The sequence below is a fragment of the Streptococcus sp. AS14 genome (assembly GCF_000286495.1).
Taxonomy (GTDB): Bacteria; Bacillota; Bacilli; order Lactobacillales; family Streptococcaceae; genus Streptococcus; species Streptococcus sanguinis_P.
The window spans coordinates 92,924-105,480 of the sequence record NZ_ALKI01000012.1 but is presented as its reverse complement, the minus strand read 5'-3'; the positions used below and the strand labels follow the sequence as shown (position 1 = coordinate 105,480).

The 12,557-nt window shown below is 42.3% G+C and carries 12 protein-coding genes; 5 read left to right on the top strand and 7 right to left on the bottom strand.

Annotation, left to right across the window (positions count from 1 at the left end; genetic code table 11):
* Positions 1-74: 74 nt before the first annotated feature.
* A complete protein-coding gene (tpx, locus tag HMPREF1150_RS06585) occupies positions 75-566 on the top strand; it encodes a thiol peroxidase (RefSeq protein ID WP_002929028.1) in 492 nt (163 codons plus the stop codon).
* Positions 567-586: 20 nt separating this feature from the next.
* Here tpx and HMPREF1150_RS06590 read toward each other — a convergent pair whose 3' ends face one another.
* The 3 genes from HMPREF1150_RS06590 to HMPREF1150_RS06600 form a co-directional block, all read right to left on the bottom strand.
* Positions 587-1,684, bottom strand: a complete 1,098-nt coding sequence (locus HMPREF1150_RS06590) for a DUF3114 domain-containing protein (protein ID WP_009659729.1) — start codon at positions 1,682-1,684, stop codon at positions 587-589.
* Positions 1,685-1,969: 285 nt separating this feature from the next.
* Complete coding sequence (locus HMPREF1150_RS06595; RefSeq protein ID WP_009659660.1) at positions 1,970-4,201, bottom strand: SEC10/PgrA surface exclusion domain-containing protein; 2,232 nt, start codon at positions 4,199-4,201, stop codon at positions 1,970-1,972.
* 278 nt (positions 4,202-4,479) lie between these two features.
* Positions 4,480-4,932, bottom strand: a complete 453-nt coding sequence (locus HMPREF1150_RS06600; protein WP_009659623.1) for a C39 family peptidase — start codon at positions 4,930-4,932, stop codon at positions 4,480-4,482.
* A gap of 138 nt (positions 4,933-5,070) precedes the next feature.
* Between HMPREF1150_RS06600 and HMPREF1150_RS06605 the strand changes: the two genes are divergently transcribed.
* From HMPREF1150_RS06605 to HMPREF1150_RS06615, 3 genes are all read left to right on the top strand, one after another.
* Positions 5,071-5,718 carry a metal-dependent transcriptional regulator gene (locus HMPREF1150_RS06605; protein ID WP_002896686.1) on the top strand — a complete coding sequence of 216 codons (648 nt, stop codon included), beginning with the start codon at positions 5,071-5,073 and terminating at the stop codon, positions 5,716-5,718.
* Between the two features lie 105 nt (positions 5,719-5,823).
* Positions 5,824-6,285, top strand: coding sequence for a MarR family winged helix-turn-helix transcriptional regulator (locus HMPREF1150_RS06610; RefSeq protein ID WP_009659741.1), 462 nt, complete (start codon positions 5,824-5,826; stop codon positions 6,283-6,285).
* On the top strand, positions 6,278-6,703 hold the full coding sequence (locus HMPREF1150_RS06615) for an EVE domain-containing protein (protein ID WP_009659816.1): 426 nt from the start codon (positions 6,278-6,280) through the stop codon (positions 6,701-6,703). The genes HMPREF1150_RS06610 and HMPREF1150_RS06615 overlap by 8 nt, the downstream gene beginning before the upstream one ends.
* Positions 6,704-6,815: 112 nt before the next feature.
* On the opposite strand, the gene HMPREF1150_RS06620 is transcribed toward HMPREF1150_RS06615, so the two are convergent.
* Positions 6,816-7,430 (bottom strand): CPBP family intramembrane glutamic endopeptidase, encoded by a 615-nt coding sequence (locus HMPREF1150_RS06620; protein WP_009659798.1) that lies wholly within the window; start codon positions 7,428-7,430, stop codon positions 6,816-6,818.
* A gap of 498 nt (positions 7,431-7,928) precedes the next feature.
* On the opposite strand from HMPREF1150_RS06620, the gene HMPREF1150_RS06625 reads away from it, so the two are divergent.
* Positions 7,929-8,726, top strand: coding sequence for a DUF4037 domain-containing protein (locus HMPREF1150_RS06625; protein WP_009659700.1), 798 nt, complete (start codon positions 7,929-7,931; stop codon positions 8,724-8,726).
* 92 nt (positions 8,727-8,818) lie between these two features.
* Here HMPREF1150_RS06625 and dtd read toward each other — a convergent pair whose 3' ends face one another.
* The 3 genes from dtd to HMPREF1150_RS06640 form a co-directional block, all read right to left on the bottom strand.
* Complete coding sequence (dtd, locus tag HMPREF1150_RS06630) at positions 8,819-9,262, bottom strand: D-aminoacyl-tRNA deacylase (RefSeq protein ID WP_009659757.1); 444 nt, start codon at positions 9,260-9,262, stop codon at positions 8,819-8,821.
* A 68-nt stretch (positions 9,263-9,330) separates the two neighbouring features.
* The gene (locus tag HMPREF1150_RS06635) at positions 9,331-11,550 is read right to left on the bottom strand and encodes a bifunctional (p)ppGpp synthetase/guanosine-3',5'-bis(diphosphate) 3'-pyrophosphohydrolase (RefSeq protein WP_009659685.1); all 2,220 of its coding nucleotides are present in this window, start codon (positions 11,548-11,550) and stop codon (positions 9,331-9,333) included.
* A 152-nt stretch (positions 11,551-11,702) separates the two neighbouring features.
* A complete protein-coding gene (locus tag HMPREF1150_RS06640; RefSeq protein ID WP_009659618.1) occupies positions 11,703-12,551 on the bottom strand; it encodes a hypothetical protein in 849 nt (282 codons plus the stop codon).
* Positions 12,552-12,557: the final 6 nt, after the last annotated feature.

Genomic DNA, 12,557 nt, shown 5'->3' with positions numbered 1-12,557 from the left:
TTCCGGTCAAATTATTCGAAAAAAATCACTATTCGCTGTACAATGAAGCTATCAAACATGAATGGAGACTTCCTATGACAACTTTTCTCGGAAATCCTGTAACCTTTACTGGAAAGCAACTGCAAGTCGGCGACACAGCCCACGATTTTAGCTTGACAACCACTGACCTTTCAAAGAAAACTCTGGCTGATTTTGCTGGCAAAAAGAAAGTCCTGAGCATCATCCCATCTATCGATACTGGTGTATGCTCGACTCAGACTCGCCGTTTCAACCAAGAGCTCTCTGACTTGGACAATACCGTTGTTATCACGGTTTCAGTTGACTTGCCTTTTGCTCAAGGCAAGTGGTGTGCTGCTGAAGGCATTGAAAATGCTGTCATGCTCTCTGACTACTTCGACCATTCTTTCGGCCGTGACTATGCTGTCCTCATCAATGAATGGCACCTTTTAGCCCGCGCAGTTCTAGTTCTGGATGAAAATAACACTGTGACCTATGCTGAATATGTCGACAATATCAACACCGAGCCTGACTTCGAAGCAGCTATCGCCGCAGTTAAGAGTTTATAAGAGATAAAAATACGGACCTGCTAGTCCGTATTTTTTTGTGCGAAAAACTTCTGCCAAAACTGACGGAAGCAAGCCCAGGAACGCAAGAGAAAGGATGGTCGATTCAGCAATTTCTTGAACCGAGCAATCTCTTCCTTTACCTGTTTATAAGCACTCCGCCCCTTTCGAGCATAAGGGCTCTTAGCCGAGCGATAGCCCAGCGGACCACGATTATTCTGAGGTGACTTGAACTTGCGGCCGCCATTTTCAATGACAAGCCTGCGAAAGCGAGGATCCCATACAGCAGGCGTTTTGACATCGTAGCGAGTATGAGAAGCCTGGTTGACCGGACGATTGCGCTCACCGTAGTTAAAGCTGGCACCATTCACAATACCATTTTGGCTAGCCCCCTCTGGATCGATAATATTGAGAAAGCGACCTCCCTGATCCAGAATAAACTCTGTATGAAAATCAATCAGGATTTTTATATTGGCCTGACTAGCTTGACCATCTGGATAGATAGCTTGCTCTGACATCTTATCAATATAGGCTTTATTATGCAAGCGAGAGGATTCTTGAAAGCTATAAGGCAGCGCTGGCCAATCCTTTAGATAAGAGGCCAAGGCTTCAGCATCTGTCATGCCAGTCTGACGATAGTGTTCTCTGACCCACTGGGCCTGCTGGCAGGAAATGACATAGCGAAACTGATGCAGCTGTCTTTTGAGCTTTTGATTACCATCCCTTTGGCTAAAATCATCTGCCGGAAAAGCCTGGCGCAAGGTCTTTGAGAAAATTTTCCAAAAGCAATCATGCGGTGTTAGGTCTGGAGCAATTCGAGCCAGTAGAAGATTCGTCTCTGACTTATCTCCACTCAGTTCCTCAGGCATGCCGACAGCTTTCATAGCTAGAACCAGCAGTTCCTGAGCTCCTAACCTGCTGTTCTGAACCTCCTCAGCTAGCCAGAGCTTTTGAAAAAAGGGACCGCCAAAAAGCTGAGCCTCCTGCAGGTAATCTCCTTCTTCTGACACTGTTTTTCCTTGCTCACCAATCTCTTCAAAAACTTGTTCCAGCGCTGTTTGATACCAACCGATTGATTGCAATCGCTGAAAGAACTGCTCTTTTTCTTCTTTCGGATACATGGTCCCCTCCTTTCTTTTAGCTCTAGTAGTTCAAAACTGTAGAGATTATAATAAAAAAATCTAATCCACATAGAACAATTAGATTTTATCACAAACTCACATGATAGCAAAGAACAAGCTATGAATCCTTGGAGTACTAACAATAAAGATGTTCTTAGCAAATCACTCAATAAATAAAGAGAAGACCAAACTGGTCCTCTCTCAGTATGAGTTTTCTTCAAATGTGCTGTCCAAACTTTTAATTTGGGTAATTCATCTAGAATGAGATTTTATCAATAAATGCTCTTAAGCTTTACGTCGTTTTGCAAAAGCCAGTCCCAGCATAGAGAGCAATCCCAGACCTACAAGTGCTAGAGAAGATTCAGTAGAACCTGTTTTTGGAAGAGCTGCCGGAGCCTGATAGGTCTGAACTGGTTTCTTTCCGTTCTTCACTCCCGTTGTAGTGACTTTCAGAACCTTTCGCTCATTCTTAGAAACGAGGTTAGTTGGGTCGTCTGTCTCAAGGGCTGCAAGAGCTGCTTTCAAAGCTTCAAGTTTGGCATTTTCAACTCTATATGTTTCTTCCTTACTTGCCAAGTTTGCTTTAGCATCATTGAGAGCCGCTTCTGCTTCTTTTAGAAGAGCAGGGGCATTTTGCAATCGAGAAACGTAGTCTTTAGCAGCTTGAACAGCCCGTTGAGCTTCTGCTAGAGCTGCACTTGCAGCAGTTGCCTTTTCTTGAGCGGTCGCTGTAGCTGCTTTCAAAGCCTCAAGTTTGGCATTAGCTTCCTCAGCTGTTTTTTGCGCAGTTGTTTGGGCTGCTTCTTTTTCTTTCAAGCTTGCTTGAGCTTTAGCTAAAACTGCAAGTTTAGCCTTGGTTTCTTCAGAAGCCGAATTCTTGCTATTTTCGAGTTCAGCTTGGTAAGTACGTTCCGCCTTGGCCAACTTGTCCTTAGCAGTTTTCACAACCTCACGCAGTAATGGTGCTGTCTCCTGCTTGTTCTGAGCATTTGTCAACGTGCGTTGAGCAGCGTCCAACTTAGCTTGTGAAACCGCCAAGTCTTTACGAGCAGCATCTGCATCTTGATTATTGGCATTTGGATTGATTAAGGCTGGCGTGATTTTGGAAGGGTCGACGATATCCCAAGTCCCAAAAACAACAAATTGAATTCGGTTAAATTTACCATTGTTGCTAAAATCAACTCCCATATATGCAACTTTATCATGTCCTATTTTGTATCCAACTACTTTTTGCGCCCAATCTAGCATTGTCCCAAATCCATATCTAGTACTTTCCTTTATATCAAACAACTGAAATTTAACATTCTCATAAACTACTTTTTTCAAGTAATCAACAGATACATTCTCTTGATTATCTAGAACAGGATAATAATCAAGCTGAGGAAAGCCATATCTTTTGTATCCAAACTTATCAAGTCCAAATTTAGCAGTTGTTTCATCTGTAGCTACTACTCTAATAGTTAAATCCTGTCCATTATTTTTATGCCAAACTAATGTATTTTCACGGCCAGCTCGACTTAAAGCTGATGCATAATCAATAGTATTTTGCGTTAGTCTGACTGGTCCTGTACCAGCCTGCTTACGAATTTGATTTAGCAAATCTTGTGCATAGTAGTTAATTTCCATTAGAACATCTTTTGGAATAGCATTGATATTGACCATGCGTTGAGCATCTTTTGGATTACTAATGTAATTATTAATTAATTTTAATTTTGTAACTTCTTCTTTAAAGATTGTTTGTGCTTCAAGTGATTGTTTAATATAATCGCTTTTAAGTGCATTTATATAGGCTTGCGATAGGGTAAAAGTATTGTGAACCTGATCTTGAGACGAAAGTTTCGCTTCTTTTTCTTTGATTTCTGCTTGTGCTGCTTTGATATCAGCCTGGGCTTGATCAATCACTGCTTGGCGTTTGGCATCTTCCACTTCAGCTGTCTTCAACTGGTCTTGGTAAGAATCCAGGTTCTTTTGTTCCTTGTCAAGCTCCTCCTTTGCCTTCGTTACCTTTTCGCTTACCAGTTTGTTGTCCACATCTTTTTGAGCTGCATTCACAGCATCTTGGGCTGCTTGGGTTTCAGTTTGTGCCTTAGCTGCTTGAGCTTGAGCATCCTGAGCTACAGCCGCCTGTGTGTTTTCTACTTTTTTAGCTGTATCAAGAGCTGCTTGGGCTTGCTTAGCTGCGTTTTCTGCTGGAGCAACTTTTTTCTCAGCTTCTGTAACTGCTGCCTGAGCTTCCGCAATTTTTTGTGCACTTGTATCAGCATTATCTTTCTTAGCGGTTTCAACTTTAGTCTCAGCAGTCGCAACCTGTTCTTTGGCTTGGTCAACAGATGCTTTCGCTTGATTAACCTGCTCAGTCTGCTGTTTAAGAGCTTCTGGACTTGCAGATAGAGCCTTATTTTGGTCTGCAGGGGCATTTGCATCCACTAGAGTTGTATCTGCAGCTACAGTGTGAGCAAAGCCAGTACTAGCAAGAACTGCTGCACCTAGAATGACATGTTTTTGGATTTTTTTCATGGGTTTCCTCCTGATATGTTAACAGTATAATGAGAAAAACTTTGTTTGTCAAACTATTTACATGTTTTTTTGAGAACATTTATCGCAAATATGTCCAAAAATAGGATCTCATCTCCATCGCTTCCAAAAAACCTGTGTCTCTAGCTATAATTGTATAATGAATTTTACGCTTACTGACCTTGCCAAGGATAAAGTCTTAACAGATTACAAACATATTAGTCATAGAATGCAGAAAACCGCCCGTCAAGCAACGAGCGGTCTTCTTATTCACGAATTTCTTATCCTTTGATGGCAATGAAGGGTGAGCCTTCTGTATTATCCGTCGGATCTATACTCTTGACTCCAAAGAGATAGTCTACTGGATACCAGCCATTATTAGCTGCATTATAAGGGTCACGGACATAGGTTTTTCCATTGTCATAGCCTTTGAGAACCAGCTCATGAGTTACTGGATAATGGGCAAAGATGCTAGTACCAACGGCACCTAGGACATGATGCCCCTGCGAAAGCACTTCTTTGACTGCGGAAGCTGTAAACAGGGTCTCAGTCGTCAAATCCCAGTGCTGGGCAGCTCGGACAATACCACGGCTGCTAGTACCAAATCCATCTTTATTAAATTCATTAGTATGGTTATATAGATAATCCGCAACGGTTGTCGGAAGCACTTCTGTACCAGTAATTCCAGAAATAACCATAGCTAGCGTTGTCGGCACGCATCCTGTCGCATCCATGCTGTAAGGACCATACTTCCTGCCACCCCAGCGACCATCACAATGAAGAAAATCTAAACATCAAAGAAAGGCTTAGACACTGTATTCTTGCAGCGATTTTTGTTATACTAGGGATAGAAAGTTCAGCGAGGATGCAAGATGACCCCAAATAAAGAAGACTATCTCAAGTGTATCTATGAGATTGGCAGCCGCCACAAAAAAATCACCAATAAAGAAATCGCCCAGCTCATGCAGGTTTCTCCTCCGGCTGTGACGGAAATGATGAAAAAAATGCTGGCGGAAGAACTTCTGGTCAAGGATAAAAAAGCCGGTTACCTGCTGACTGATTTGGGGCTAAGGCTAGTTTCTGACCTCTATCGCAAGCACCGACTGATTGAAGTCTTTCTGGTCAACCATCTCGGCTACTCGACTGATGAAATCCATGAGGAAGCCGAAGTCCTAGAGCATACTGTTTCTGAGCGTTTCGTTGAGCGTCTGGATGCCATGCTCCAGTACCCCAAGACCTGTCCACACGGAGGCACCATCCCAGCCAAGGGAGAGCTTCTGGACGAAGAAAACCAACTGACTCTGGAAGAGGCTTCTGCCCCTGGTGACTATATCATCAAACGCGTACACGACGACTTTGACTTGCTCAAATACTTGGAAAAATATAACCTGCAAATCGGCCAAACCATCACCTTCATCCAATACGATTCTTTCGCTCAGGCTTATCTCCTCAAGACAGAAACCCAAGAAATCCAAATCAATCCTATGATTGCCCAGCAGATTTATGTGGAAAAACTATAGACAGAACCCAGTTCGGACTTTTTAGTCTAAACTGGGTTTTTATTGACAAAAATAAGATGTCAGAATATAATAAGTATACTTATAAAATGTCTAGAGGGAAAGCTAATGGAAAAATCGCAGTTTAACTCCATCTACAAGGATGAATATCAAAAATCAACCGGTCTACTCTTTATCCGTGCCTACCACAAGTGGCATGGGCTGATTAAAAACAAACTGAGAACGATTGATTTGACCCATCCCCAGTTTGTCGTTCTGACCACTCTTGCAGCGCTTCTGCGTCAGCAAGAATGGGTTAGTCAGACCGATATTGCACGATTTTCTGACATGGATGTTATGACCGTATCCCAAATCATCCGCCTCTTGGTCAAGAAAGGTTTGATCATGCGGGAAGTCCATCCCAAGGACAGCCGTGCCAACATCATACTTCTAACGGATACGGGGCTTCAAAAGGTCAACCAAGCCCTTCCTCTGGTAGAAGGCATTGATCAGGCGTTCTTTGGAAAATTAGAAAATAAAACAGAAATATTAAATCAACTCTTAATGGAACTGGAGGCAGAAAATGACTAGATTTTGGATTGGTGTCGTATCAAAAGAACATGTACTAAGAGGTGTAGAAGGTGGATTTTGCCAAGTCTGCCATGGTAAGAAAGCACCGCTGAACCGAATGAAAAAGGGGGACTATCTTCTGTACTACAGCCCCAAGTATCAACTGAGCGGGCAGGAAAAATTGCAGGCTTTTACAGCAGTTGGCAAGATTCTAGATGACACTGCCTACCAAGTAGAGATGTTTGAAGGTTTTTTTCCATTTCGGCGAGATGTCAGCTACTACCAGCCTGTCAAAGACTGCCCCATTGAGCAAGTCCGACAACATCCTCAGTGGCGCCAATATGCTTCTCAGATAAGATACGGACATTTCGAAGTATCGAAAGACTTCTTCCTTTATGTTTTTGAGCAAATGAAACTGGACATCCCTGCAAATCAGTAGAAGCAGCTTCGTTTGACTTACACCTAAACCTTGCTCACCTGTCATTAAATCTAAAGTTCCGATTCTCAAGGAAAAACGGAACTTTTTGATTTGAAGTGAAATTATCGATTTATTAAATCAGCATAAATGCCGATAAACTACCCGTAATCACATTTGCTAGAGCATGCATGGTCCAGCTGGCTAAAATGGAGCCATCAGATTTCTTTTCATTGACAAAGCCCATATAGGCCGCGATGCCACCCGTACACAAAATGATGAGCAGGGTTTGCTGCCAAGAGAGCACTGTTATAAACATCAGGCCATGCAGTAGACCAAAAAGAGCAGCTTGTATGGTGTTGGCTACCACAAAGGATAAGCGGCTAGCCAATCTATTTAAAAGAAAACCTCTGAATAGCAGTTCTTCTGGCAGAGCAGTTTGAAACAGACTATAAATCAGAACAGCTGGCAAGGCTTTGAAGCCGAGGCCTGAGAAGTTTGAAGTCGCTGTCTTAAGACCTTTTACAGTCGTATATAGTAGCAAAAACGAAAGAAGCAAGAAAGATAGCGAACCCAACAAAATCCACAGCCAGATCTTCCAGCTGCCAGTGTCTTTTAGTGGTTTTAAGCCAAGCCATTCTAAAAATGGACTTTTTCTTCTAGCACTTATCAACCACCAAACAAAAGGAAGCAAAGCAAACAAAGCGATTTGAATCAGAGCATTCATCATCTGTTGAACTAGATTTCCCATGGTAAAGAGACTCCTTTCTTTTCTTTAATATGATTATACAATACAAACTTCAAGAATTTATAAAGTAATTCTAAAATATTTCTAAAGAATGATAGGAATCATAAACATAAACAAATCAAGGATTATTGCTACTTTCACTTACTTGCTATGCTTCTCATTTTTGGACTAAACGATGTCAAAAAACATTAAAAGCCTATCTCAAAAATCTAAGAAAGGTTGCAGATAAAAATAAGGCGATGAGTTTAAAAAAATAGAAAATTGACAAAGCGTTAAAAGAGGAAAAAACTCCTAAAATTTTATTACACAAAGTCAAATTTTCAGCCTATCTATCCTAGATGATTTTCTTTTTAATCCAGTACTTCCTGCTCCTGCTCATCCATTTCATCCCCTTCAGAGTTTCAATTTTATAGGCTTGGTACCATGCCAAAAACTTTTTTCCTTCTTGCCAACCCGCTTACATTTTGCTAAAATGATGTCAAAAATCAGTAAGGAAAAATTATGCCACAACAACTTTTTAAAGAATTTGCCCAGCTAGATCAAGTGGAAGCTATTGTTCTCGGTGGCTCTCGTGCTGGACAGCATTTTGACAAAGACTCAGACTATGATGTTTATATCTACTTGACAGATTCCATTGCTCCCACGACTCGACGCGATATCCTCAGCAAGTACTGCTCCTACATGGAAATCGGCAATCAGTTTTGGGAACTAGAGGATGACTGTGTGCTAAAGAGCAAGATCGAAATTGAGCTCATTTACCGTACACTGGATAGCTTTGATCAAGACCTGCAGACAGTAGTCCTAGACCACCAAGCCCAGAATGCCTATACCACCTGTATGTGGCACAATCTGCTCCACAGCAAAATCATCTACGACCGAAATGGTCGCTATGAAGCACTTCAAAACAAGTACAGACGACCTTATCCAGCTGAGCTGAAAAAGAATATTATTAAGAAGCAGCTCCTCTTACTCGATCAAGCCATGCCAGCTTTCTCCAAACAAATAGAAAAAGCGCTCAAGCGTCAGGACTTGCTCAGTATCAATCACCGTAGCAGTGAATTTTTTGCTTCCTATTTTGACTTGATCTTCGCCCTAAACGAACAGACGCACCCTGGAGAAAAGAGAATGCTAGAGTTTGCAAAAATCAACTGCATGCTATTGCCCCAGCGTTTAGAAGAAAATATACAGACCTATTTTCAAAAAATCTACACAGAACCCGCTGAAGCCATAAACCTTATCAATCAACTAGTGACGACCATCAAACAAGTCATTCCTCAAGAAATTATTGATTGTTTTTAGTAATGTTGTCGGAAACTATACATTCATTGCTGCAGAAGCTAAAAAATTAGGAGTTTGAACACTAGTGTTCAAACTCCTTTTCATACTTCTTCTCAGCGATTCTTCGTATCCAAGATAATGGTTACTGGACCATCATTAACTAGTTCTACCTGCATGTCTGCCCCAAAAATCCCCGTCCGAGTCAGCACCTCCTGCTGCAAGGCAAGATTGAAAGCATCATAAAAACTGCTAGCCATCTCTGGCGGAGCCGCCTTGACAAAGGCTGGCCGATTTCCCTTTTTGGTATCTGCATGCAGAGTGAACTGGGAAATGGACAAAATTTCTCCGGCAATGTCCTTGATAGACAGGTTCATCTTGCCCTCAGCATCGGAAAAAATCCGCATATTGACAATCTTCCTGACTGCATAATCCATATCCTCTTGACTATCGTCAGGCCCTACGCCTACTAGGAGCAGAAGACCTTTTCCAATACTGCTGTGAAGCTGCTGGTCAATACTGACCTGAGCACGTTTCACGCGCTGAATCACTATTTTCATATCTTTTCCTTTGATTTAAGCAAGTCACCAAGGGTAACTTACAGCTTGATAATGATTTCCGAAATGGATCAACCATTGGTCCGCTTGACCGAGTAAACTTCCGGCACGCTTTTGATTTTATCCACCACCGTCGTCAACATGGATAGGTTCGCAATACCAAAAGAAACGTGGATATTGGCAAATTTCATATCCTTGGTCGGCTGGGCATTAACTGTTGAAATATTTTTAGTGGTATTAGACAGAACCTGCAATACATCGTTGAGGAGGCCAGACCGGTTGAGACCGTAAATATCAATGTGAGCCGTGTACTCTTTGGTCGTGTTGTTGTCTTCCCATTCTACATCAATCAGCCGCTGTTCGTAATTTTCCTGGGCCTTGAGATTCATGCAGTCCTGCCGGTGAATGGCTACACCACGTCCTTTGGTAATATAGCCAACAATATCATCACCCGGTACAGGGTTACAGCATTTAGCAATCCGGATGAGGAGACCAGACGCCCCCTGAATAACCACACCGCCTTCGTGCTTAACCTTGAGGGTGTCTTTTTTGTTTTCGACCTTGACCTCACCGCCCTTGACCAATTCCTCCGCTTCTGCTCTGGCCTTGGCTCGCTCTTCCTCACGGCGCTCTTTTTCTGTCAGGCGGTTGAAAATACTAATGGCACCAATCTCACCGAAGCCAATCGCCGCAAAAAGCGCCTCTTCAGTCTTATAACTGGTCTTCTGCAGCACTTTTTCCATGTGCTTCTTGTCCATGTACTTATTAGCTACATAGCCATGCTCCTGGAATTGAGCCTGCAAGAGCTCCCGCCCTTTGGAGATAGACAGCTCCTTGTCTTGATTTTTAAAGAACTGACGGATTTTATTTCTGGCCTTGCTAGTCTTGACAATATTGAGCCAGTCGCGGCTCGGTCCGAAGGAGTTAGCGTTGGTGATGATTTCCACCTGATCACCTGTCCTAAGCTTGGTTGTCAGAGGCACCATGCGGCCATTGACCTTGGCTCCTGTGGCTTTCTCACCGACCTTGGTATGAATCTCATAGGCAAAGTCAATGGGACCCGAGTCCTTAGGCAGAGAACGCACTGCTCCATCCGGTGTGAAGACGTAGATTTCCTCAGCCAGATAGCTCTCCTTGACCGAGTCAACGAAGTCCTTGGCATTGTTAGACTGGTCTTGCAGCTCCATCAGCTCCTTGATCCAGTTCATCCCGATAGCTGATTCTTTGCTGTCTACCTGTCCCTTGACACCTTTCTTGTAAGCCCAGTGGGCTGCAACCCCATACTCAGCGACCTCATGCATCTCCTTGGTCCGAATCTGAAACTCAATCGGACCTTTAGGGCCATAAACGGTCGTATGGATGGACTGATAACCATTGGCCTTGCGGTTGGCAATGTAATCCTTGAACCGCCCCGGCATAGGCCGCCAAAGCTCATGAATATAGCCCAGCATTGCATAAACATCACTTTGAGTATCCAAGATACAGCGAATAGCGATTAAATCATAAATCTCATCAAAACGCTTCTTCTTGTCCTGCATCTTGCGATAGATCGAGTAGATATGCTTGGGCCGGCCATAAATCTTACCGTGCAGATTGCGCTCGCCAGCATAGGTCTCAATCTTCTGAACCACCTCTTCTACCAGTTCTTCACGCTCCCGACGCTTCTCCTTCATCATGTGGGAAATTTTGTAAAATTCCACTTCATTGAGATAACGGAAGGACAAATCTTCCAGCTCCCACTTGACACTGGAAATCCCCAAGCGATGAGCCAAGGGTGCGTAGATTTCCATTGTTTCTCGGGAAATCCGCTCTTGCTTATGCTTGCGCAGATGCTTGAGCGTCCGCATATTGTGGAGACGGTCTGCCAGCTTGACCAAAATAACCCGAATATCCTCCGACATGGCCATCAGCATCTTGCGATGGTTTTCCGCCAACTGCTCCTCGTGGGATTTGTACTTGACCTTACCCAGCTTGGTAACCCCATCCACAATCACGCGGACATCCGTCCCAAACTCTCTTTCCAAATCATCCAGCGTCGCACGGGTATCCTCAACCACATCATGCAGGAAGCCGCAGGCGACCGTTACTGCGTCCAGCTTGAGCTTGGCCAAAATCCCTGCCACCTGAATAGGATGCACAATATAAGGCTCACCTGACCTCCGAAACTGCCCACTGTGACAGTCAATCGCATAGATTAAAGCTTTCTGTATAAAGGCCACATCCTCCGCAGCCAGATATTTTCTCGTAAGGGCCAATACCTGATCGCCCGTCAAATTCACTTCTTTTGGCATCTCGTCTCTCCAATTCCTGCCTACTATTTTATCACTTTTAACCCGATATGAAAACCTAGAAGACGGTTCATATAAAAACCCGCCTTAAACGGGCGGGGTATGGTGAAATGTAACACTATCAGACGATATCTTTCTGTTAAAAAACGAAGAGGCTAATCTTTCTGATTCAGTGATTCCTTATATCTCTGAGAATCTTTACCGTACCATTCTTCAACAGAGTATCCTGATAGTTGTCGGTAATCTTCTAAGTATTTTTGAAGATAGTAACCTTGGAAATTGTCAACTGCTAAAGCATACCCAAAATAAATAAAGGGAAGAAAAAATAGTGGAATAATGGCCTTCCCGATTGAATTAATAATTCCATCTTGTTGGATAATATCAGAAATTGGAAAAACAATACGTAAAATAATTGATATTAAAATAATGAGTCCACCGTACTTTTTAGCAAACGAAACAAAGCGATTGATGAAATCAGCCGTTGGATTTGAATAATTTCGCTGTTTATACAAAATTTCAAGTGTATTTCTCTGGAAGCTTTGAAATAATCCAATAAAAAAGATGATGAAAAAGGAAGTATACAACACACTAGATAAAATTCCACCTAATATCATTCCTGCACCTGATATTCCTATTACTAAAAATTGCGTATAGAGGATTGTAATCATAAGATACATCCACTTATTGAAATAGTAGTAAGATAAAACTGACTGATTCTTTATTTTCCTCACATCATTTAAGTAGGAAAAAAGAATGATAAATCCTAAACCAAATACAATACCGTTTATTAAGCCTATATTCAATGAGAAAAACTGCAATTTTTTAGAACCAAGAGAAATACTTAGAAGAAAGAATAAAAATAGAAAAAATTGCATTGTAAAAAATCCCAAAATCTTTTTCCCATAACCTTTTTCATTAAAATCCTCTAGTGAAGTTTTGATATACTTGTCCGTTACTAGGTTCATACTTTCTTCTAGCGAAGCATTAAAAATTGTTTGTTTCAAAATTCT

Bases quoted from the DNA above. Each gene is read 5' to 3' on its own strand.
- tpx (WP_002929028.1), top strand. From the start codon at position 75: ATGACAACTTTTCTCGGAAATCCTGTAACCTTTACTGGAAAGCAACTG.
- HMPREF1150_RS06590 (WP_009659729.1), bottom strand. From the start codon at position 1,684: ATGTATCCGAAAGAAGAAAAAGAGCAGTTCTTTCAGCGATTGCAATCA.
- HMPREF1150_RS06595 (WP_009659660.1), bottom strand. From the start codon at position 4,201: ATGAAAAAAATCCAAAAACATGTCATTCTAGGTGCAGCAGTTCTTGCT.
- HMPREF1150_RS06600 (WP_009659623.1), bottom strand. From the start codon at position 4,932: ATGGATGCGACAGGATGCGTGCCGACAACGCTAGCTATGGTTATTTCT.
- HMPREF1150_RS06605 (WP_002896686.1), top strand. From the start codon at position 5,071: ATGACCCCAAATAAAGAAGACTATCTCAAGTGTATCTATGAGATTGGC.
- HMPREF1150_RS06610 (WP_009659741.1), top strand. From the start codon at position 5,824: ATGGAAAAATCGCAGTTTAACTCCATCTACAAGGATGAATATCAAAAA.
- HMPREF1150_RS06615 (WP_009659816.1), top strand. From the start codon at position 6,278: ATGACTAGATTTTGGATTGGTGTCGTATCAAAAGAACATGTACTAAGA.
- HMPREF1150_RS06620 (WP_009659798.1), bottom strand. From the start codon at position 7,430: ATGGGAAATCTAGTTCAACAGATGATGAATGCTCTGATTCAAATCGCT.
- HMPREF1150_RS06625 (WP_009659700.1), top strand. From the start codon at position 7,929: ATGCCACAACAACTTTTTAAAGAATTTGCCCAGCTAGATCAAGTGGAA.
- dtd (WP_009659757.1), bottom strand. From the start codon at position 9,262: ATGAAAATAGTGATTCAGCGCGTGAAACGTGCTCAGGTCAGTATTGAC.
- HMPREF1150_RS06635 (WP_009659685.1), bottom strand. From the start codon at position 11,550: ATGCCAAAAGAAGTGAATTTGACGGGCGATCAGGTATTGGCCCTTACG.